The sequence below is a fragment of the Nocardia sp. NPDC051321 genome, from assembly GCF_044455225.1.
Taxonomy (GTDB): domain Bacteria; phylum Actinomycetota; class Actinomycetes; order Mycobacteriales; family Mycobacteriaceae; genus Nocardia.
The window spans coordinates 17,205-37,126 of sequence record NZ_JBITEM010000003.1 but is presented as its reverse complement, the minus strand read 5'-3'; the positions used below and the strand labels follow the sequence as shown (position 1 = coordinate 37,126).

Sequence of the window (19,922 nt, the reverse complement as noted above, 5' to 3'; positions counted from 1 at the left end):
CATTCGCGGCGCGGCGCCACCGGACCTGATCCGCGGTAGTCTCATTCGTTGTGGGTCGCGGGTCCGGGCGTGCTCTGCTCGTACTGCGACTGGGCATAGGTGAACGCGTCTGTCGGGATGCCCAGAGCTCCGGAGAACGGTCGCTCCAGGTCGTGGATGGCCAGCAGTGACGAGCCGATCACGACGCCGAGTAACGCGGTCATCGCGAGGCTGCGCCGGGTGACCAGCATGCCGGTCAGCACTGGGTTCAGCAACACCAGGACCGCACCGAAACACAGTGCGATGTAAAGGAATTGGGGGATAGTGCGGGAGGCGTCGATGGCGCGATCGTGGCGCGCCTGGGTCACCCGGTCGATACCGGCCAGCGCGCGGACCCGCGCCTCGATGACGACCGGATCCTGCGACCGCACCGATATCACGGCGTCGCGCAGTGCGTCGAGTGCCTTCCCGGTGGACTCGTCGAGCCGGCTGTCGCGCTCCATCACCGGCCACTCCTTGGTGAGGACGTCGTCGGTGTAGGCGATGATCTTGTCGTGGATTCGTTGCTGGTCGGGTCCCGGCATCGCGTGGATGGCCAAGTGGGTATCGACGAGCCCCTTCGACTCGGTGATGGTGTGGTTGTACGCGTTCTGGTTCTGGTTCCAGCAGGCCACGAAGACGAACGCGAGCACCGCGGTGAAGATCGTCTTGGCCAGGTCCAGCGCGAGGTGGCTGGACGATTCGTCGCTACTCTGCCGCCACGATTTCGGGCGAACCCGGTCCCCGATAACCAAAAATCCCACCGCGATCACGGCGGCACAGATCCCGACGAGCAATTCCTGAGCCATCTCGGTCCACTTTCCCGGGCAAAGTCGGTACAACTGATTTCCGAGTGCATGGTTGATCGGCCGAGGCAACCCCGGCATTGGCATATTAGAACAGCAACGATCGAAGATTAGCCCTGGTCACGCGTCCGTAGTTGGCGACGTTACCGAAGTGTGATCATCTATCGATAAGCGAAGCGAATTTGCAGCAAATAGAAGTTCTCAGGCGATCTATTTTGAGGAACTTCGGCTTGGGTGCACTGTCCAGAGCGAGGTATGCCGGTGCGCGAGGACCGCTTCGGCGCGCGGTCAGGTGAGGGGGCGGCAGTCGGCGACCAAGGCGGTGGTGTTGTCTGTTCCGCCCGCCCGCAGTGCGCTGTCCACCAGGGTGTCGACAGCGATCGCCGGCGACTGCTCGTCGGCGAGTATCGCCTTGATGGCGGCCATGTCCAGGCGCTTGTGCACGCCATCGGTGCTCAGCAGCAGCCTGCCGGTACTGGACCCGGTGGCCGCGGTGCCGATGTCGGCGGGGCGCACCGTGCGGGCCGAGGTGAAGACGATGTGGTCGAGGCGCGGCGGCGGGCCGAGGCCGCGGGCTCGCCAGTACTCGGCGACGGTGTGGTCGGTGGTGATCTGGTGCAGGACGCGCCCGTTCCAGCGATAGGCGCGGCAGTCGCCGACCCAGGCGATGTCGCATGGTCCGTCGGGCTTGCCCGCGGACGGCAGCACGGCGACCACGAGGACGCTGTCCGCCTCGGCTTGCGGGAACTGGCGCAGTAGTTCCCGTTGGGCGGCAAGGATTCCCGCGTGCGCTCCGGCGCGAGCGCCGATGCGGGCGGCGACCTCCGCGGCGGTGCGTGACGCCCTGGCGGCGGCCAGGTGGTCGCCGATGCCGTCGGCGACGACGAACGCGGTGCGCCCGGTGCCCGGATCGGTAACGGCCGCTGCGGCATCGGCGTTGAGCGAGCGAGAACCGCGCCTGCTCAACGACTCCCAGGTGGTGCCGGTGAGGCGCACTACTTCGGGATCGGGGCCATCGGTGACGGGTGCCGAGCACATGGCCTGACCTCCTTGTCGGGACCGTCGCGTGCCGATCGGCACTATTCCAGTAAACCGCCCGAAGCCGTGCCGTCGGCAACGGTTTGCCGTGCAGTTCCTGTGAAGGTCATTACGGTTTGGTCTCTTGCCGCGATGGCGACAACGGCACGGCGAGTTGGGCTTTGATCCGCTCATAGGTCGGCAGCGTCTCGTACCGATGCACGGATTTGTCCCCGACGAAGAGATCATTCGAGAGGCGCCGATAGGCGGCGAGGTCTTCGGTGATCAGCACCGCCACGTAATCCCACTGGCCCACAACGGAATAGCACTGCTGGACGGCGGGTTCGGCGAGCATGCGGTCGCAGAAGGCGAGGTAGTGATCGGTGTCGTCCTCGGTCAGTTCGACGAGCACCACGGTGGTCAAACCCATGCCGACGGCGCGCGGGTCGATCACGGCGACCTCCGCGGTGATCACCGCGCCGGTGCGGAGCCGGGTGAGCCTGCGCTGAACGGCGCTGGGGGAGAGGCCGACTCGGTCGCCGAGTTCGTGCAGGGGCCGGGTCGCGTCGACCTGTACTAGCTCGAGTAGCCGGTGGTCGATGTCATCTAACGGTAGAACGCTCACGCAAGATTCTTGCGTGCGAGCGGGAAAACTGTCAATCGCATTCGGTGGTCTTGCTTCTAGTGTTCAGCTCATGAACGATCTGGTCGATATCGAGGTGCTCCGGCAGCGGGTTGGCATCAAGTGGGCGCGGGCCGGGGCGGACGTGCTGCCGGGCTGGATAGCGGACATGGACTTTCCGGTGCCGGACCCGGTGCGCGCGGTGTTGCGGCGGGCCGCCGACGGTGACCTCGGTTACCCGGCGTGGGACGACCGGCCCGATCGCAACCCCCTGCAGGAGGCCTTCGCGAATCGAATGCGTGACCGGTACGACTTCACGATCGATCCGGATGACGTGTACGTCTTCACCGAGCTCATTCAGGTGCTGCAGATCGTGCTGCAACTCATGACCCGGCCGGGCGACGCGGTCGCCGTGCACACGCCCGCCTACCCGCCGTTCTTGCGGACACTGGAGGTGACGGGACGGCGGCTGGTCCCGATTCCGATGATCGCCGGGGACGATGGTTGGCGCTTCGACGTCGACCGGATGGCCGAGGATATCGACCGGAACGATTGTCGCGCCCTGATTCTGGTGAATCCGAACAACCCGACGGGGCACATGTTCGATCCAGACGAGCTATCGGCCATCGCGGAGATCGCCTGTCGGCATGATCTTTTCGTGGTCTCCGACGAAATCCACTCCGAGCTCACGCACGAACGGCGCAGGCACATTCCGATCGCTTCGCTCGGCCCCGAAATCGCCGGGCGCACAGTCACGCTCAACTCCGCGAGCAAGGCCTTCAATCTGGCGGGCCTGCGGTGCTGCGTCGCCCACGTCGGGGACCGCAGGGTCCGTGCGGCATTGGACGCGCAACCACCGCTGATATACGGACAGGTCAGCGCGCTGAGTGTGCTCGCGACCTGTACCGCGTGGCAGGAAGGTGCGGCGTGGCTGGCGGCGACCAGGCAGACGCTGACCAGCAATCGCGACCTCGTCGCCAAGTCGTTGCCGCCCGGCATCCGTTTCCACCGCCCCGAGGCGGGCTACCTGGCGTGGCTCGATTGCCGTGCGCTCGAGCTGGACCAGGATCCCGCGCCCTTCTTCCTGGAACACGCGAAAGTCCGGCTCCTGCCCGGCCCCGACTTCGGCCCCGGCGGTACCGGGTTCACGCGCCTCAACTTCGCGACCTTCCCACCCGTCCTCGAGGACATGCTCGGGCGGCTGCGCGACGCGGTGCGCAACCGCTAACCGGCGCAAGTCATTCGGGCACGACCACAACGTCGGTGCCGTCGAGGACGTCGAGGGGTCGTCGCCGGAGGCACAGACGTCACCGTCCGAGGGTGGCGGAAGGCGGTGCATGGCAGTTCGGTGTTGTGATCACCGTGATGCTGACCCCTGCGGACTCGGCGATCGGCGACGTACGCTGTGTCGTCCCGGTCGCACTGTGCGTCGCGGCGGGAGGGAGTGGACGGCGCGGGTCGGCACAGGTGGTAGGAAAGGGTACGTGTCCACAACTGTCGAAGGATCAGTCCCCAACAGCAGCTCTCATGCCGTCGACGAGGTGGTGGACCTGGTCAGCGCGCTGATCCGGTTCGATACCTCCAACACCGGCGAGCTGGCCACCACCAAGGGGGAGCGCGAGTGCGCGGAATGGGTGGCCGAGCAACTGCACCAGGCCGGATATACGACCGAGTATGTGGAGTCGGGCGCGCCGGGGCGCGGGAATGTGTTCGCGCGGCTGAAGGGTGCCGATTCGAGCCGGGGCGCGCTGATGATGCACGGGCACCTCGATGTGGTGCCCGCCGAGGCGGCCGACTGGAGTGTGCACCCGTTCTCGGGCGCGGTGCGCGATGGCTACGTCTGGGGGCGCGGCGCCATCGACATGAAGGACATGGTCGGCATGATGCTGGCGATCGCCCGCCAGTTCAAGCTCGAGGGCACGGTGCCGCCGCGCGATATCGTGTTCGCCTTCCTGGCCGACGAGGAGAACGGCGGCAAGTGGGGGTCGCAGTGGCTGGTTGACAACCGGCCGGACCTGTTCGAGGGGATCACCGAGGCGGTCGGCGAGGTCGGCGGTTTCTCGCTGACGGTGCCCCGGCCGGACGGCACCGAGCGCAGGCTGTATCTGGTGGAGACGGCCGAGAAGGGGCTCGGCTGGATGCGGTTGCGCGCCAAGGCCCGTGCGGGTCACGGCTCGTTCCTGCACGAGGACAACGCGGTCACCATTCTGGCCGCCGCGGTCGCGCGGCTCGGCAAACACACCTTCCCCGTGGTGATGTCGGATTCGGTGACCGAGTTCCTGGCCGCCGTCTCCGAGGAGACCGGGCTGGAGTTCGATCCGGCCAGCCCCGACATCGAGGGCCAGCTGGCCAAGCTCGGCACCATCTCCCGCATTATCGGTGCGACACTGCGTGATACGGCGAATCCGACCATGCTGCAGGCCGGGTACAAGGCGAACGTGATTCCGCAGACCGCGGAGGCGGTGATCGACTGCCGGGTGGTGCCCGGTCGGCAGGCGGCGTTCGAGCGCGAGGTGGACGAGCTGATCGGCCCGGACGTCGAGCGCGAGTGGATCACCAAACTCGACTCGTACGAAACAACATTCGACGGTCACCTGGTCGACGCGATGAACGACGCGATCCTCGCGCACGATCCGCAGGGCCGTACCGTGCCCTACATGCTCTCCGGCGGCACCGACGCGAAGGCCTTCGCCCGCTTGGGTATTCGCTGCTTCGGTTTCGCGCCGCTGCAGCTGCCGCCGGAACTCGACTTCACCGCGCTGTTCCACGGTGTCGACGAACGAGTTCCGGTGCAAGCGCTCGAATTCGGCACCCGGGTGCTGGAACACTTCCTGCTGAACAGCTGACGAAAGGACAATCCGTGCCCGACTATTCCTACAATCCCTACGAGGCGCTGCCGCAGCTGCCGTCGTTCACGCTGACCTCCGACGATGTCACCGACGGTCAGCCGCTCGGCAACGATCAGGTCAGCGGTGTCTTCGGCGCGGGCGGCAAGGACATCTCGCCGCAACTGTCCTGGTCCGGATTCCCTACGGAGACAAAAAGTTTCGCGGTGACCGTGTACGACCCGGACGCGCCGACGGCGGCCGGGTTCTGGCACTGGGCGATCGCCGACATTCCGCTGGGCGCGACCTCGCTGCCCAGCGGCGCGGGCAGCGGCGAAGAGGGCGGGGCGCTGCCGACCGGGGCGGTCTCGCTGCGCAACGACGCCGGGTTCGCCGGATTCGTCGGCGCGGCACCGCCGCCCGGACACGGCTACCACCGCTACTTCATCGTGGTGCACGCGGTGGACGTGGAAAGCCTCGGATTCGACGACTCCGCCACGCCCGCCTACCTCGGCTTCAACCTGTTCTCGCACGCCATCGCCCGCGCGACCATTATCGGCACCTACGAGCAGAAGTAGACCCGTCCGACCGAAGGCCACCTTCAGCACGCCAGACCGACCGAAGGTGCCCTTCACTCGATGCGGGCTTGCCGACCGAAGGCGACCTTCATCCGTTCAGACGGGGTGAAGGGCGCCTTCGGTCGGTTATTTGACGGTGATGACTGTGGCCGACGGTTCTTTCGCGTACAGGGCGGCGATTTCGGGGGCGTATTTGGCGGCGATGGGGCGGCGCTTGAGGGACATCTTCGGGGTCAGTTCGTCGCCGCCCGGCTCCCAGGCGGCGCCGAGGATGGTGAAGCGCTTGATCTGTTCCACGCGGGACAGTTTGACGTTGCCCGCCTGTACCGCGGCGAGTACCTCGTCGACGATCTCCTTCCGGGCCGCCAGCGTTGCCACGTCGGCGTCGGTGGCGTCGAATTCCTTGGCGCGCAACGCCGCAACGTCTGGGTCGAGCACGATGAGCGCGGCGATGTATGGCTTGGCGTCGCCGAGCGCGACGACCTGACCGACCAGCGAGGAGACGGCCTTCACCGCGTTCTCGACATTGCTCGGCGCGATGTTCTTACCCGCCTCGCTGATGATGAGTTCCTTCTTGCGGTCCACGATGCGCAGGTAGCCGTCGGGGTCGAGGGTGCCGATGTCGCCGGTGTGCAGCCAGCCGTCGTCGTCGATCGCCTCGGCCGTCTGCTCCGGCATGTTCCGGTAGCCGCGGGTCACGATGGGCCCGCGCACCAGGACTTCACCGTCGGCGTCCAGGCGCAGTTCCATGCCGTCGACCGGGCGGCCGACCGAGCCGGGGCGCGGCTTGGTCTTCTCGGTGAAGGTGCCGACACCGGTGGTTTCCGACATGCCCCACACCTCGCTCATCGGGAAGCCTAGGCCGAGAAAGTATTCGAGGGTTTCCGCCGGGATCGGCGCGGCACCGGAGGCGGGCACGTGCAGTTCGGCCAAGCCCATCGCGTGCCGCAGCTTCGACAGCACCAGCGCGTCGGCCAGTTTGTGTCGCACGGCGAGGATCGGGCTGCGGCCCTTGCCCGCGAGATCGGCTCGGGCAGCGGCCATTCCGGTCTCGATGGCCCAGGAGGCGAGCGCCTTCTTCACCCCGCTCGGCTCGGCGGCGAGCTTGGCCTCGATGCCCACCTTGATCTTCTGCCACACCCGGGGCACGCCGAAGAAGGTGGTCGGGCGGGCGTCGGGCAATGCGGCGGCGACCTCGCGCGGGTCCGGCACGGTGGTCACCTGGACGCCGGTGGTCAGGTTCATCGCATGGCAGGAGATGCGGTCGGCGACGTGCGCGGCGGGCAGGTAGGACACCGCCCTGTCGTCGAGGCCGACCGGCAGCGGACCGTTGACCAGCGCGATCACCTGAGCCAGCACGTTGCGGTGGGTCACCTCGACGCCCTTGGACGGGCCCGTGGTGCCCGAGGTGTAGATCAGGGTGGCCAGGTCGTCGGGCTGGACCGCGCGCCAGGTCGCGTCGAAATCGAAGTCGGCGGCCGGGTTCGCCTCGACCTCGTCGAGGCTGATGGTGCCCGCGGCGGGTCCGTCGACCAGGACGATGTGTGCGAGATCGATACCGGCGCCGGTGACCTTGTCCAGGAAAACCTGTTCTGTCACAACGACTTTGTTCGCCGCGTCGGTGAACAGGTGGGCGATCTGCTCGGACGAGCTGGTGTTGTAGATCGAGAACGGGGTGGCGCCCAGGTGCAGCGCGGCGGTGTCGACCAGGTTGAACTCGGGCCGGTTGGTGAGCATGATGCCGACGGTGTCGCCGCGCCCGACGCCGAGTTCGGCCAGGCCCGCCGCGATCGCGCGCACCCGCTCGCCGTATTGCCGCCAGGTGATCTGCAGCGTCGCGCCGACCGTCCGCAACGCCACCTGCTCGGGCCGGACCGTCAAGGTTTCCTGGAACGCCTCCGGCACCGTGTAGACCGTTTTGCCCGATTTGTGCGAATAGCCGATGTCTGTCGTCGTCATATCCCTGTTCCTGATATCCATGCAATGAACCGCGCCTGACGGCGGCCGCACGCGGGCGGTTCGAGACCCGAGGGGTCATGCGCGCCAGGAGTGGCGCGGCTCACTCATGGTAGCCAGACGCTGGGCCGGCGACCGGCGTTAGCCGCAACTTACCGGCCGTCCCACCACCGCCGCATGGCGAACCATCCGCTGCGCAGCCACAGCCGAATCGCGGCCAGATCAGCCAGGCGGCCATCGTTTCTGGGGAGCGTGTGCCCGACGAGTCGTTTCGCCTCGAGGTAAGCCCGCGCCCGCGTGCTGCGCGGCCGCGTGTGCAGGGAGCGCACGGTTACCTTGATCCCGGCCGCCCGTACGGCGCGCACTTTATCGGGATTGTTCGTCATGAGCCGGACCGACTTCAGCCCGAGCCGCTCGAGTGCCGCGACCGCCTGCTCGTAGCGCCGCGCGTCCTCGGGCAGGCCGAGCATCGCATAGCTGCGGAAGGTATCCACCTGATGGCCCTGGCTGGTCCGCAGGCCGCGCGCCTTGTTGACCAGCCCGGCGCCGCGACCCTCCTGCTCGAGGTAGATCAGAATTCCGCTGCCCGCCGCCTGAATGAAGTCCATGGCCTTCTCGAGCGCGGGGCCGCAATCGCAGTCGTCGGTCTGTAACGCGTCGCCGTACAAGCAGCGGGAATGGATTCGGACGAGGCAGCCGTCGGTCGGCTCACCGAAGATCAGCACATGTCCGCCGTCGTGCTCCGCGGGTAGCTCCATGACCCGGACTCGCAGATCGTGGCCCCTGCGAAGCAAGCGGTGCCCGGTTTCGGCGAGATCCCATTCAGCAGTGGTCAAGTGCTTCCTCCGGGGCCTGGATCTTCTGGTCATTTCGGGGCTGCGCCAGCGGTAACGGGAAAAGCGTTGCGGGGATTGCGCTTACGGTTCGTGCCGCGTCCGGGCGTTTTCGCAACGCCCAACCGCTCGCCACCGCGACCGCGACAAGGGCGCCCACTGCCGCGATCCCGGCTTGACCGACAACGGCGAGCAGGACGAGCAGCACTGCGATCGTGGACACCGCGACGAATTCGCGGCTCGGCAGCGGGCGCACGGGACGAGGTATCGGCAGGGCAGGTGTTTCCGGCAGTGTGCGCCAGGGCAGTCCGGTACTCGGGATGGTGTGCCCGCGGTGCACGCGTTTGGCTTCCAAATAGGCGAGGGCCCGTTCGCTGCGGACCGGCGTGATCAGCGGCGCGACAACGACTGTGAGGTCTGCGGCCTCCAGCGCTTCGACCTTGGCTGGGTTGTTGGTGAGCAGGGTAACCGAACTCAATCCGAGACCGAGCAGCCCGCGCGCCGCCACCATATAGGTTCTGGCGTCGACGGGATATCCCAATTCCCGGTAGCTGGTGAAGCTGTCGGTGTGGCAGAGTTCGCTGTGCCGATAGCCGCGCGCCTTCGCGATGAGCCCGGCGCCGCGGCCCTCCTGCTCGAGATAGACCAGGACGCCGGAGCGCGCGGCCTGAATGCGATCGAGCGCGACACTGAGCTCGGGGCCGCAATCGCAATCGTCGGAGCCGAGCACCTCGCCGTAGAGGCACCGCGAATGGATCCGAACCAGGCAGCCGTCGGCGATGTCACCGAAGACCAACAGGTGGCCTCGTTCGCCGGCGTCATCGAGCTCGAGCACCCTGACCCGCAGATCATTCGCCTTACGCGTGAACCGGTGATCGGTGTCGGCAAGGTGGGCCAGGGATATGGTCAATGCTCCTCCGAAGTAAGTCTGACGATGCGGTCGATCTCGCTGACCGGTGGCATGGCTCCGGGTACGTCCCCGAACGACTGCGTAGCCACCATCGCCGCGGTCGCCCAGATGTAGTCGTCTTCGTCGGCCGGTCGGCGGGTCGAGACGAGACGGTATACCAGGGCAGCCGCGAAGGCAGCTTGCGCACCGGGGGAATCTTCCATCGCCGCGGGGAAGGCCGGGATCTGACTGTTGACTCGATCCGACCAGACCGTGCACCGGAAGTCCTCGGTCGCGCAGATCGAGCGCACGCCGAGCGCGCGTAATCGTTGCGCGGTGTCGCCGGTGGACGCGGCGGCGACCTCGGGGACCATGGCGGCGAGATCCTTGCTGGTGCCCGCGAGGTAGTCGACGACGCCGAGGTACTGGTACAGGTATTGCGGCAGATCGATCGGGGGTGACGGATGGACCATGAGCAGTGGCCGCCAATCCAGCCGCCGGACCAGTGCCATGACCTGCTCGATGACGGTGATCGGCTGTTCGAAGGTCAGTAGCACGGCATCCGAGGCAGCGATGGCCGCGCGGATCCGGGCGCTGCGTAAGTCTTGCGCGCTCAACCGGATTCGGTCGTCGCGGCAGCCGATGAGACCCGCCGCGCCCGTGCTGGTGATCATCACCGCGGTCACCGGGGTCGGTGCGTCGGGAACGACCTTGACCAGATCGGTGTCGACGTTTTCCGAGCGCAGGTAGTCGAGGACATGCCTGCCCTCGTCGTCGTCACCCACCGCCGAGATCAGCCGGACCTGCAGTCCGAGTCTGGCGGCGGCGACCGCGCGGTTGAGGCCCTTGCCGCCCGGATGCTTTTCGAAGCTGTTTCCTGGGGTGGAGGTGCCCGCCTCAGGAATGTGATCGACGAAGTAGAGATGGTCGATCACGGCGTCGCCGAAAACCGTCACTACACCCGGAGCTGTTGCTGAGGCACGAGATTCGGTCGAGGGCTGCGACTGGATCACGGCCGCGGGGTGCACCGATCCCGCGTCGTAGACCGACTCGTTCACCAGCAGCCCGGCCAGGGCGGTGAACGCGCGCCGTTCGGGCGTGGCCCGCAACGACCGGACCGATGGTGCGAGCGGGATCCGTTCGGCGCGAAGCGTTTCGTGCAGCAACCGCCAGTGCTCGGTGAGGTATTCCCGGCGCTCGCCGAGGTCGGCGGCGTAGAGGCGATCGAGATCCACTGCGGCGGTTTCGGTCTCGCGGAGCAGGCCCAGTGACAGTTCCGCGTCGGCGATCAATCGGTTGGTCGGCTCCAGCTGTGCCGCGAGATCCTTGACCACCGGCAGCACGGCCTCCTCCGGCGCGATGCCGTGGCGCCGCGCATGCTGGCGCACCGCAAGCAGATCGAGCAGCGGAGCGACGTCGATCTCGGTGGTGCGCAGGCGATCCGAGCTGAGGCCGGAGCGCTTGCACAGCCGCGTGAGGATATTGCGCACGGCAACCACTCCCGAGTCCTGCGGGACCATGACCGGTGTCAACCTCTCTGGTCGTCGTTATCTAGGGCCGCGCTGACGATAGCCGAAGAACGGCGTTTAGCCAGCCGACGAACTGTCAATTACCAAACTACAACGGCAATTGACGGTCAGATACGGCAAATGCCACACTGGGTTTGGCGGGATACCGCTTCCCAGCCACCTCGGAGGGGACTCGGAGATGAAAGTTGTTCTCCTGATCAGGCAGGGTCGGCGGCGAAGGCCGCACCGGCACACCGGATCCGACGCCGACCTCGAGCCGAACCTGGTCGCGGCCTAGGCGAGCCACGTGCGTTCGCCGGCCATCGCGCCCCAAGCCAGCCCCAGCCGTCGCTCGCACCGCTTCATCGAGGAAGCGCCGCATCGGTCCGACCGCGCTTCGCCGGTCGGCCGAGCTCAGCACACCCGAATGCGGGTCGGCGACGACTCCTCCCCGGTGGAGACAGCCGTGACGATCTACGAGAACAGCCGGTCGATGACGAGTAGCAGCACCCCGGAATGGGCATGGCGGGTGGCGGGTCGCGCGGAACCGGCATGGCGCCTGAGCTGGTTACCGCACCGGCTCAGCCACGAACAGGCCAGGGCGGGAATGGAATTGGATGAGCTGCTGGGCCGTCAAGACCTCGCCGCGGACCCCTCGACGCAGGAACAGGCCGATGCGCTGGCCGACATCCTGGGAACCACGGTGCAGCAGGCCACCCTGTTGCTGCACCAGCGAATGCACGACAGGAGGCATTCGTGATCAAGCTCCATCTGTTACACCGGAGGCAGCTATGACTGTGCACACCACCGCATGGACGATGACCAGCGATATCACCCCGGAGTCGGCGTACCGCGAAGCCGGGAACTCGAATGCGTGGCGGTTGAGCTGGCTGCCGGATCGCCTGTTGACCCAGGCGCAGGCCCGGCTGGGCATGGAACTCGACGAGTTGCTGAGCAACCCGCACGCGGTGTACGACCAGCGGGCTCAGGCCCGTGCCGATACCTGCGCCGAGCTGTTGGGCGTGTCCTGGACAGAAGCGCTGCTACTGCTGGCCAATCGGATGGCGCAACGGCTGCAGCACGGTCAGCGCGCCGAGGGGGAGGCCGCGCCGCCGGGGCGGACGCCCCGATCGCAGTCGATGCGCATGCACGTCATCGAACCGCCGTACGCGCATAGCTGACGATCAGGCGGCAGTTGGTCACTCCTGGTTGTCGGATCGTGCTGGGAGCCGGGCGATCCGATCGATCTCGCTGACCGGTGGCATGGCGCCGGACACATCGCCGAAGGACTGGGTTGCCGCCATGGCGGCGGTAGCCCATTCGAAGTCCGCGCGATCGGCTGGGCGCCCCGCGGTCACGAGACGATAGGCGAAGGCGGCGCTGAACGCCGCATAGGACCCCGGCGAGTCCGCCAGTACGGCCGCGAAGGAGCGTGGCACGTCGAGATTCAGCGCCGCCGATCGGACGCTGCATTCGAATCGTTCGACGGCGCAGACACTTCCGACGCCCTGCGCGAGCAGCTGGGGCGCGACATCGATATCGAAGTCGGCGACCGACGGGTGCGGTGGGCGGGCCGGCTCGGCCACCAATTCGGCCAGCTCCCTGCGGGTTCCGATCAGATAGTCGATTCGGCCGAAGTACTTGGAGATGTATTGCGGTGAGTTCGTCGACGGCGTCGCCTGCACCAGTAGCCGCGGACGGGTACGGCCTCTGCGGATCACTCCCAATGCCTGGTCGATGACGGCAATCGGTGGCTCGAAGGTGAGCAGCACCGCGTCGGCCGAGGTCAGCGCCGATCGGGCGGCGGCGGTGCGCAGGTCGTCGCGGCTCAATCGCACGGCGTCATCACTGTCGCTGATGATGCCGGTGGCGCCGCTGCTGGCGATGATGACGGCCACCACCGGGGTGGATTCGCCATCCACTGTCTTGACCAGATCGGTGTCGATGCCTTGACGGTTCAGGTATCGGATGATGCGCCGACCCGCGACGTCACCGCCGACCGCACTGATCAGCCGCACCCGCAAACCCAGACGGGCGGCCGCGACGGCACGATTGAGGCCTTTGCCGCCGAAGTGTTCCTCGAAACGTCCGTGTGCCGTGCCGCCTTCGGCAGGCAGTCGGTCGGTGCGGTAGATGTGATCGATGACCGCGTCGCCCACGACGGTGAGCACGCCTTGATCCCGCGAGACCATGCGCCGCCCCCTCGCGTGGGTTGTGTGGTTGTGCCCCAATCAGAATAAGCCGCGGTGCGCGAGTTCGGCCGCGTTCCCGCACCATTCGCGGGTGGGGTAGAACGCGCTCAGGCGTTGGCGGTGTGCTCGGCGCCGATGGCGTCGGCGATGTTCTGATACCCGTTGGCGCGCAAGCGTTGTGCGAGACCGCGGTGGATCTTGCGGGTCCAGAAGGGGCCGCCGTAGATGAAGCCGGTGTAGCCCTGCAGCAGGGTGGCGCCCGCGCGCACGCGTTCCCAGGCCTGGTCGGCGGTTTCGATGCCGCCGACGGAGATGAGCACGAGGCGGTCGCCGACGCGGCGGTAGAGGCGGCGCAGCACGTCGAGGGAGCGGTCGGCGACGGGGGCGCCGGACAGGCCGCCCGCGCCCATCGCGGTGACCTCGTCGGCGGGGGTGCGCAGGCCGTCGCGGCGAATAGTGGTGTTGGTGGCGACGATTCCGGCCAGGCCGAGTTCCACGGCGAGGTCGGCCACGGCGTCGATATCGTCGTCGGACAGGTCGGGGGCGATCTTCACCAGGACCGGCACCTGGACGCTGTCGAGCACCGCCCGCAGCAGCGGACGCAGCGATTCCACGGCCTGCAGGTCGCGCAGGCCGGGGGTGTTGGGGGAGCTCACGTTGACGACGACGAAGTCGGCGAGCGGGCCGAGCAGGGCCGCGCTTATCGCGTAATCGTCTGCGGCATCGGCGGGTTCGACGATTTTGGTCTTGCCGATATTGGCGCCGATCGGCACGTCGCCGCGGCGGCCGCGCAGATACTCGGCGGCGGCCGCGGAACCGAAGTTGTTGAAGCCCATGCGGTTGATCAGGGCGTGGTCGGCGGGCAGCCGGAAAAGTCGCGGCGCGGGATTGCCCGGCTGAGCCTGTGCCGTGACGGTGCCGATCTCGGCGAAACCGAATCCTAGTGGCGCCCAGGTGTCGACGCCGTCGGCGTTTTTGTCGAATCCGGCGGCCAGGCCGACCGGCGCCGGGAAGTCGATACCGAAAGCGGTGTTGCGCAGGACGGGATCGTCGGTGACCAGGATTCTGGTCATGACCCAGCGGGTGGGCGCGAAGCGGGCGGCCAAGCGCATGGTCGCGAAGGCCAGGTGGTGGATGCGTTCCGGCGGAACCAGAAACATCAGGCGTAATAATAGGGCGTACATCAGCTCACATTCCCGGTTCGGGCTGGGGTAGTGCGGTTTTTCGGCGGCGCAGCAGCACCCGGCGGCTACCGTCGGTATAGGCCCGCACGCGGGACAGTTCCCAGCCGCCGAACTCGGCCTGGATGGCCAGCCGCATGGACGCGGTCACCCTGGTCACCTCGGGTGGCAGCCGCAGCGGCACGTATTCGTAATCGTCACTGGTGGTTTCCCAGCCTGCGGGCAGCGCGTTGCGCCGCGCTCGCTGCTCGCGTGGTGATGCGGGTTCGTCGTCTGCGCGCGGTGCCGGAGTCATCAGTGGCCTCTCTTCCGATCGTCCGCGCGGATCCGCTGCAGACCGCCGTCGGCCGCGGATCCCACGAACATGTCACCGGTGCGCTGATCGATGGTTACCGAGTTCGGTTGCCGCACCGTCGGGTAGCGGCCCACTTCCGTCGGTATACCTGTCGACAGATCGAATCCGACGACTTCGTTGCTCTGCGTGCACGTCACCCACACGGTGTCGGACCGCTGATCGTAGGCAAGCGCGTAAGGCGAAGAGTTTACCGGGAATCGCTGACGCAGGACGAGAGGTCCGGCGCTGAAGACCAAGAGTTCGTCGCCCGTGCTGTCGGTGACGATGATCCTGCCGAAGTGGTCGGAGATCATGTTGGTTGCGCCGTCGCCCGCGCGCAAGGCCAGGCCGAGGTCGTTCTTACCGAGCTCGATCTCGGTGACGGAGGTCTGCCTGCGGTCCAGGACGGACACGTGATCGGGGGTGAGGGCGAGCGCGTCGGCGGAGGCGAGGCCGGTGACGGTGCGGGTGATCTTGCCCTCGGCGGAGAGGGTACGGACCTTGCCGTCGGCGGTGCCGACGAGCAGCGTGTCGTCGTCGCGGCGCTGGACGGATCTGGCGTCGCCGTCGAACGGGACTTCGCTGAGGGTGGCGGCGGTCACGTCGACGCGGAGGATGCGGTCGGGCGCGGGGATCAGGAGTTCGCCGGGCTTGCCCTGCGCGAGGCCTGCGCCGTGGGCGGGCAGGGGCAGGGTGCGCACGCCGGAGTTCGGGACATCGGTGCGCGTGGCCGGGTCGATCAGGTAGAGGGTGTTCGTCGCGCCTGCGTCGAGCGCGGCGATCTGTCCGGTGCTTTGCTCGGCGAGCATCGCGCGGACGGGGGCGAGCCCGGTGACGTTGCCCGCGGGCGGCGTGCTGGCGCTGGGTGAGATCGCGGCGGTCGCCGGATCTCTGGTGGGCAGCTTGTCACTGTCGGGGCTGTTGCCGCAGCCGGCCAGCAGTGCCAGCGCCGCCACCGCGATGGGTACTCGACGAAGGGGGCTGCGGTGGGTAACCACGGAAGGACCCGCGAATGCCGCCAATCGAACCCAGCCGCGAGGGCGCATCCACCGAACTCCTTCTACCGACCGCTACCGACGATTCACCACAACTCCATCATCTGACCATGATGGCGCAACATCACGGCGTACCGGGGTGGCGGCGGGGGGAGAATGTCGGTGATGCGCGTTACGGTTGAGCTCAAACAGTGTCCAAATCAGGGAGATCCGGTTGAAAGCCGACCATTCGTCGGGATTTGCCATCGATGACATAACCGTTGGCCCGTTCGCTCACGGGTTCGGCACCACCGGCGACGGCCGGCCGTTCGCGTTCCGCACGGTCCGGGCCAGCCTGACGCTGGAGATCTACCGGGCCGATCTGGTGAGTGACGTGCCGGGTCCGGAGGATGTCGTCGCGGTCGCCGAGGTCAGGGTCACCGACATCGATCTCGACGACGAACGCAGTGTCGTCGCCTTGGTGCGCGACATGATCCCCGACGCGGTGCCCGTCGACGCGGCGCCGGATCGCGAAGTAACCACCGTGCGGGCACTGCTGGGACGCATCAGTTCCGTAATTGATGGTATGTAGATGGTGATGCCATACACATTTCTCGCCCGCACCGTGCTGACCGCGTCCGGCCTCCTCCTGGTGGCCGCGAGCGCGGCGTGCAGCACCGGATCGGACGAGGCGGCCGTCGACGCCGCTCGTTCGTCGGCCAACGCGTCGCTGTCCGCCTCGATCACCACCTCCTCGATCGCCGCGCATCCGCCGCTGCCGTCTGCCACCCAGCTGGACTCACAGATCAAACGGGCGCTGGACCCTGGCCTGCCGGACAGCGAACGCACCGACCTCATCGAGGACGGCGACGCGTTCCGGACCGCGATCCCCGATATGTACAAGGCGCTGCAAGACAATCCGCGCGCCGTCTACGGGGTCACCGATCCGGTGTTCGACAACCACGACGGCACGCTCACCGCGACGATGCGGCTGGACAAGGACGGTAGCGGGACCGCGGTGCGCACGACCGTCGTGCATTTCGTGCTGCTCGACGGCAAGTGGAAGATCTCGCGCACCGACCTGTGCGGGATCCTGCGTTCCGCCGATTACCGCACGCCGGCCTGCGGCTGACGTGACGGGAGTGCGGAGTTCGCGCGTAGGTGGCTCGCGGGCACCGCAGGACGGTTCGATGGTGCATTCCGGGCTGTTGCGGTGGGGCCGGTTCGTGTATCGGCATCGGTTTCTGGTGCTCGGGGTGTTCGCGCTGGTAGTGCTCGCGTCCGGTTGGTACGGGCGCGATCTGGCGGGGCGGCTGACGCAGGAGGGCTGGTTCGACGAGTCCAGCGAGTCGGTGGCGGCGTCCAAGATCGCCGACACGACCTTCGGGCGCGATACCGACAGCGATCTGATCCTGCTGTACACCGCGCCATCGGGGACGACCGTCGATGACCCCGCGGTTCGGTCCGCGGTGACGGGCGCGTTGAACGGGCTGCTCACGCGTTACCCGGACAACATTCTGAAGATCGACAGCTACTGGGACAGCCCGTTCGCGGCGAACGCCACCGATGCCTCGCATACGCACGCGTTCGCCAGCGTCGGCCTGCGCGGCGAGGGCACCGCGACCGTCGAGAACTACTCCGCGATCAAGGATCATCTCGGCGCCGGGAGCGCAGGCGGTGGGCCCGGCGGGACCACCGTGCAACTGGCCGGACTGCAGCCGGTGCTGGCCGGACTCAATACCGGCATGCAGAACGACATCCACCGTGCGGAGATCATCGCGATGCCGTTGGTGGCGATACTGCTGTACTTCGTGTTCGGCGGGGTGGTCGGCGCGTTGCTTCCGGTGTTGATCGGCGGCATGACGATCATGGGGACCGCGGGCATCATGCGGGTGCTCACCGGGTTCATCGATGTGAACGTATTCGCCAGTACCGTCATGACTTTGGTGAGTCTCGGGTTGGCCATCGACTACGGGTTGTTCACCGTCACGCGGTTTCGGGAAGAGCTCGCCGCGGGGCGCAGCGTGGAGGAGGCGACCGCGCGCACGGTGGCGACCGCGGGGCGCACCGTGTTGTTCTCGGCGGCGATCATCGCGGTCAGTCTCGGTGCGCTGTTCATCTTTCCGAACGGGGTGCTGCGGTCGGTGCCGTATGGCGGCATCAGTTCGGTGCTGCTTGCCGCGTTGCTGTCGGTGACCGCGCTGCCCGCCGCGTTGAGTATCGCGGGGCGGCGGATCGATCTGCTGGGGTGGAAGCGGTTCTCGCGCAGCAAGACCGAGGCGCAGATCGATGCCGGGTTCTTCTCGCGGCTCGCGCAGTGGTCGATGCGGCGGCCGTTGGCGGTGGCGGTGCCGATCGTTCTTGCCCTGCTTGCGTTGAGTATTCCGTTCCGGCACATCGAGTTCGGTGGGATCAGCGAGAAGTATCTCGGTGCGGAGAACCCGGCCAGGGTGGCGCAGGAGCGATTCGATGAGCTGTTCCCGAGTTTCCGTACCGAACCGCTGAAACTTGTTGTGCGCGGTGCTGATCCGCAGCAGCTCAGTGACATTCGGTACGAGGCGAGCCGAATTCCCGGGCTCACCGGACGATTCGAGCCATCCGTGCCGACCAAGAACGGCATCAATGTGCTGCAGGCCGGGCTCACGGACAAGCAGGATTCCGACCGGGTGATCTCGGCGTTGCGGGCGATTCCGGAACCGGCGGGGGTGGACGTCATGGTGGCCGGGGTGCCCGCGCTGGAACGCGACAGCATCAACGGATTGCTGCACAGGCTGCCGATACTGGTGGCGATTCTCGCGGCGGCGGCGTTGACGCTGATGTATGCGGCATTCCGGTCGATTGTGCTGGCGGTCAAGGCGGTTGCGATGAGCGCGTTGAGTCTGGTGTCGACGCTGGGGGTGCTCACGTGGGTCTTCGTAGAGGGGCACGGTGCGGGGTTCTTCCACTTCACGCCTGGCCCGTTGATGTTCGCGGTCCTCGCGCTGATCGTGACCGTGGTGTTCGGCCTGTCCACCGACTATGAGGTGTTCCTGCTGTCCCGGGTGGCCGAGGCACGCGCGGGCGGCGCCGAACCACGCGAGGCGATCCGCTATGGCATTGCCCACACCGGCGGCGTAATCACCTCCGCCGCAGCCATTCTGATCGTCGTCACCGGCGCGTTCGGCTTCTCCGACCTGGTTTTGATGAAATACATCGCCTACGGCATGATCGCCGCGCTGATCCTGGACGCCACCGTCATCCGGATGCTGCTGACCCCCGCGGTATTGAAACTGATCTGGCGCTGACCTGTTCGGGGACCGAGGTCAGCGACGGACAGGCAGGACCAGTTGGGCGCCGGTGACGGGGTGGTTCAGGACTTCGACGGGGTGTTGGTAGACGCGGGTGAGGAGATCGGTGGTGAGGACCTCACGGGGTGGGCCGTCGGCGGCGATGCGGCCGGATTCGAGGACGGCGACGCGGTCGGCGTAGGCGGCGGCGATGCCGAGGTCGTGCAGGACGACGACCACCGCGGCACCCGCTTGGGCGCGGGTGGTGGCCAGGCGGAGGACGGCCTCCTGATGACCGAGGTCGAGGGCCGCGGTGGGTTCGTCGAGGAGCAGGGTGCCGGTGTCCTGGGCGAGCACGCGGGCCAAGGCGACGCGGGCGCGTTCACCCCCGGACAGGGTGGGAAACGACCGGGCGGCAAGGTGTGTCACGTCGGCGGCGGCCATGGTGGCGGCGATGCGTTCGTCATCGAGTTCGCGTCGCTCGGTGCGCAACCACGGTGCCCGGCCCATCGCGATGACTTCGCGAGCGGTGAACGGGAAACCGACGGTGTGGGTTTGGGGGAGGACCGCACGACGCCGTGCCATATCCAGCGGCGACCAATGAGTCAGCGCCTGCCCCTCGAGCTCAACTGCCCCTTCGACGGGCGTCAGCTCCCCGGCCAGCGCCGCGAGCAACGTGGACTTGCCCGCCCCATTGGGCCCGACCAGCGCGACGATCTCACCCGCGACCACATCGAAGTCAACCGCCTCGAGCACCCGCCGTTGCGCGGACTTCGCCCCCCGCCGATCCACACTCACCCCGCGCGCCCGCAACGTCACCGCGCCCTTCTCCGGCGCAACAGGCAATTCATGTGTCCGCGCGAACACCTGCCGAACCCCGCTCACACGCCACTCCTAGAACGCCAAGGCCTTTGGCTGCCACG

Annotated in this window: 20 protein-coding genes; 8 read left to right on the top strand and 12 right to left on the bottom strand. The window is 67.2% G+C overall.

Features of this window, described 5'->3' with window-relative positions:
- Nucleotides 1–41: 41 nt before the first annotated feature.
- The 3 genes from ACIA8C_RS07335 to ACIA8C_RS07325 form a co-directional block, all read right to left on the bottom strand.
- The gene (locus ACIA8C_RS07335) at nucleotides 42–827 is read right to left on the bottom strand and encodes a hypothetical protein (RefSeq protein WP_397131917.1); all 786 of its coding nucleotides are present in this window, start codon (nucleotides 825–827) and stop codon (nucleotides 42–44) included.
- Nucleotides 828–1,112: 285 nt separating this feature from the next.
- On the bottom strand, nucleotides 1,113–1,862 hold the full coding sequence (locus ACIA8C_RS07330; protein WP_397131915.1) for a PP2C family protein-serine/threonine phosphatase: 750 nt from the start codon (nucleotides 1,860–1,862) through the stop codon (nucleotides 1,113–1,115).
- 109 nt (nucleotides 1,863–1,971) lie between these two features.
- Nucleotides 1,972–2,466 carry an Lrp/AsnC family transcriptional regulator gene (locus tag ACIA8C_RS07325; RefSeq protein ID WP_397131913.1) on the bottom strand — a complete coding sequence of 165 codons (495 nt, stop codon included), beginning with the start codon at nucleotides 2,464–2,466 and terminating at the stop codon, nucleotides 1,972–1,974.
- Between the two features lie 70 nt (nucleotides 2,467–2,536).
- Here ACIA8C_RS07325 and ACIA8C_RS07320 point away from each other — a divergent pair, with 70 nt between their 5' ends.
- The 3 genes from ACIA8C_RS07320 to ACIA8C_RS07310 all read left to right on the top strand — a co-directional run bounded on the left by ACIA8C_RS07320 (nucleotide 2,537) and on the right by ACIA8C_RS07310 (nucleotide 5,866).
- Nucleotides 2,537–3,691 (top strand): MalY/PatB family protein, encoded by a 1,155-nt coding sequence (locus tag ACIA8C_RS07320; RefSeq protein WP_397131911.1) that lies wholly within the window; start codon nucleotides 2,537–2,539, stop codon nucleotides 3,689–3,691.
- A 256-nt stretch (nucleotides 3,692–3,947) separates the two neighbouring features.
- The gene (locus tag ACIA8C_RS07315) at nucleotides 3,948–5,309 is read left to right on the top strand and encodes a M20/M25/M40 family metallo-hydrolase (protein ID WP_397131909.1); all 1,362 of its coding nucleotides are present in this window, start codon (nucleotides 3,948–3,950) and stop codon (nucleotides 5,307–5,309) included.
- Nucleotides 5,310–5,323: 14 nt separating this feature from the next.
- Nucleotides 5,324–5,866 (top strand): YbhB/YbcL family Raf kinase inhibitor-like protein, encoded by a 543-nt coding sequence (locus ACIA8C_RS07310; protein ID WP_397131907.1) that lies wholly within the window; start codon nucleotides 5,324–5,326, stop codon nucleotides 5,864–5,866.
- A gap of 126 nt (nucleotides 5,867–5,992) precedes the next feature.
- Here ACIA8C_RS07310 and ACIA8C_RS07305 read toward each other — a convergent pair whose 3' ends face one another.
- The 4 genes from ACIA8C_RS07305 to ACIA8C_RS07290 all read right to left on the bottom strand — a co-directional run bounded on the left by ACIA8C_RS07305 (nucleotide 5,993) and on the right by ACIA8C_RS07290 (nucleotide 11,064).
- A complete protein-coding gene (locus tag ACIA8C_RS07305; RefSeq protein WP_397131905.1) occupies nucleotides 5,993–7,825 on the bottom strand; it encodes an AMP-dependent synthetase/ligase in 1,833 nt (610 codons plus the stop codon).
- Between the two features lie 149 nt (nucleotides 7,826–7,974).
- Nucleotides 7,975–8,658, bottom strand: coding sequence for a GTP cyclohydrolase II RibA (ribA, locus tag ACIA8C_RS07300; RefSeq protein WP_397131903.1), 684 nt, complete (start codon nucleotides 8,656–8,658; stop codon nucleotides 7,975–7,977).
- Nucleotides 8,645–9,565 (bottom strand): GTP cyclohydrolase, encoded by a 921-nt coding sequence (locus tag ACIA8C_RS07295; protein ID WP_397131902.1) that lies wholly within the window; start codon nucleotides 9,563–9,565, stop codon nucleotides 8,645–8,647. Before ACIA8C_RS07295 ends, ribA begins: the two co-directional genes overlap by 14 nt.
- Nucleotides 9,562–11,064, bottom strand: a complete 1,503-nt coding sequence (locus tag ACIA8C_RS07290; protein ID WP_397131900.1) for a carbohydrate kinase family protein — start codon at nucleotides 11,062–11,064, stop codon at nucleotides 9,562–9,564. Before ACIA8C_RS07290 ends, ACIA8C_RS07295 begins: the two co-directional genes overlap by 4 nt.
- A 295-nt stretch (nucleotides 11,065–11,359) precedes the next feature.
- Here ACIA8C_RS07290 and ACIA8C_RS07285 point away from each other — a divergent pair, with 295 nt between their 5' ends.
- Entirely contained in the window at nucleotides 11,360–11,812 is a 453-nt protein-coding gene (locus tag ACIA8C_RS07285) for a hypothetical protein (RefSeq protein WP_397131898.1), read from the top strand.
- Nucleotides 11,813–11,843: 31 nt separating this feature from the next.
- Nucleotides 11,844–12,233, top strand: a complete 390-nt coding sequence (locus ACIA8C_RS07280) for a hypothetical protein (protein WP_397131896.1) — start codon at nucleotides 11,844–11,846, stop codon at nucleotides 12,231–12,233.
- Between the two features lie 18 nt (nucleotides 12,234–12,251).
- Here ACIA8C_RS07280 and ACIA8C_RS07275 read toward each other — a convergent pair whose 3' ends face one another.
- The 4 genes from ACIA8C_RS07275 to ACIA8C_RS07260 form a co-directional block, all read right to left on the bottom strand.
- Nucleotides 12,252–13,244 (bottom strand): PfkB family carbohydrate kinase, encoded by a 993-nt coding sequence (locus ACIA8C_RS07275; RefSeq protein WP_397131894.1) that lies wholly within the window; start codon nucleotides 13,242–13,244, stop codon nucleotides 12,252–12,254.
- Between the two features lie 107 nt (nucleotides 13,245–13,351).
- Nucleotides 13,352–14,428 (bottom strand): quinone-dependent dihydroorotate dehydrogenase, encoded by a 1,077-nt coding sequence (locus ACIA8C_RS07270; RefSeq protein ID WP_397131892.1) that lies wholly within the window; start codon nucleotides 14,426–14,428, stop codon nucleotides 13,352–13,354.
- A 4-nt stretch (nucleotides 14,429–14,432) separates the two neighbouring features.
- Complete coding sequence (locus tag ACIA8C_RS07265) at nucleotides 14,433–14,720, bottom strand: DUF5703 family protein (protein ID WP_397131890.1); 288 nt, start codon at nucleotides 14,718–14,720, stop codon at nucleotides 14,433–14,435.
- Nucleotides 14,720–15,805: a YncE family protein gene (locus tag ACIA8C_RS07260; protein ID WP_397131888.1), complete on the bottom strand. Its 1,086-nt coding sequence runs from the start codon at nucleotides 15,803–15,805 to the stop codon at nucleotides 14,720–14,722. Before ACIA8C_RS07260 ends, ACIA8C_RS07265 begins: the two co-directional genes overlap by 1 nt.
- Before the next feature lie 163 nt (nucleotides 15,806–15,968).
- Here ACIA8C_RS07260 and ACIA8C_RS07255 point away from each other — a divergent pair, with 163 nt between their 5' ends.
- The 3 genes from ACIA8C_RS07255 to ACIA8C_RS07245 are packed head-to-tail and all read left to right on the top strand — an operon-like array spanning nucleotide 15,969 to nucleotide 19,017.
- Nucleotides 15,969–16,325: a hypothetical protein gene (locus tag ACIA8C_RS07255; RefSeq protein ID WP_397131886.1), complete on the top strand. Its 357-nt coding sequence runs from the start codon at nucleotides 15,969–15,971 to the stop codon at nucleotides 16,323–16,325.
- Nucleotides 16,326–16,865: a hypothetical protein gene (locus ACIA8C_RS07250; RefSeq protein ID WP_397131884.1), complete on the top strand. Its 540-nt coding sequence runs from the start codon at nucleotides 16,326–16,328 to the stop codon at nucleotides 16,863–16,865. It begins immediately after the preceding gene.
- A 58-nt stretch (nucleotides 16,866–16,923) separates the two neighbouring features.
- On the top strand, nucleotides 16,924–19,017 hold the full coding sequence (locus ACIA8C_RS07245; RefSeq protein ID WP_397131882.1) for an MMPL family transporter: 2,094 nt from the start codon (nucleotides 16,924–16,926) through the stop codon (nucleotides 19,015–19,017).
- An 18-nt stretch (nucleotides 19,018–19,035) separates the two neighbouring features.
- On the opposite strand, the gene ACIA8C_RS07240 is transcribed toward ACIA8C_RS07245, so the two are convergent.
- Nucleotides 19,036–19,884: a heme ABC transporter ATP-binding protein gene (locus ACIA8C_RS07240; protein WP_397131880.1), complete on the bottom strand. Its 849-nt coding sequence runs from the start codon at nucleotides 19,882–19,884 to the stop codon at nucleotides 19,036–19,038.
- Nucleotides 19,885–19,922: the final 38 nt, after the last annotated feature.

Bases quoted from the DNA above. Each gene is read 5' to 3' on its own strand.
- ACIA8C_RS07275 (WP_397131894.1), bottom strand. From the start codon at position 13,244: ATGGTCTCGCGGGATCAAGGCGTGCTCACCGTCGTGGGCGACGCGGTC.
- ACIA8C_RS07320 (WP_397131911.1), top strand. From the start codon at position 2,537: ATGAACGATCTGGTCGATATCGAGGTGCTCCGGCAGCGGGTTGGCATC.
- ACIA8C_RS07265 (WP_397131890.1), bottom strand. From the start codon at position 14,720: ATGACTCCGGCACCGCGCGCAGACGACGAACCCGCATCACCACGCGAG.
- ACIA8C_RS07270 (WP_397131892.1), bottom strand. From the start codon at position 14,428: ATGTACGCCCTATTATTACGCCTGATGTTTCTGGTTCCGCCGGAACGC.
- ACIA8C_RS07260 (WP_397131888.1), bottom strand. From the start codon at position 15,805: ATGCGCCCTCGCGGCTGGGTTCGATTGGCGGCATTCGCGGGTCCTTCC.
- ACIA8C_RS07290 (WP_397131900.1), bottom strand. From the start codon at position 11,064: ATGGTCCCGCAGGACTCGGGAGTGGTTGCCGTGCGCAATATCCTCACG.
- ACIA8C_RS07280 (WP_397131896.1), top strand. From the start codon at position 11,844: ATGACTGTGCACACCACCGCATGGACGATGACCAGCGATATCACCCCG.
- ACIA8C_RS07305 (WP_397131905.1), bottom strand. From the start codon at position 7,825: ATGACGACGACAGACATCGGCTATTCGCACAAATCGGGCAAAACGGTC.
- ACIA8C_RS07330 (WP_397131915.1), bottom strand. From the start codon at position 1,862: ATGTGCTCGGCACCCGTCACCGATGGCCCCGATCCCGAAGTAGTGCGC.
- ACIA8C_RS07335 (WP_397131917.1), bottom strand. From the start codon at position 827: ATGGCTCAGGAATTGCTCGTCGGGATCTGTGCCGCCGTGATCGCGGTG.
- ACIA8C_RS07245 (WP_397131882.1), top strand. From the start codon at position 16,924: ATGGTGCATTCCGGGCTGTTGCGGTGGGGCCGGTTCGTGTATCGGCAT.
- ACIA8C_RS07250 (WP_397131884.1), top strand. From the start codon at position 16,326: ATGGTGATGCCATACACATTTCTCGCCCGCACCGTGCTGACCGCGTCC.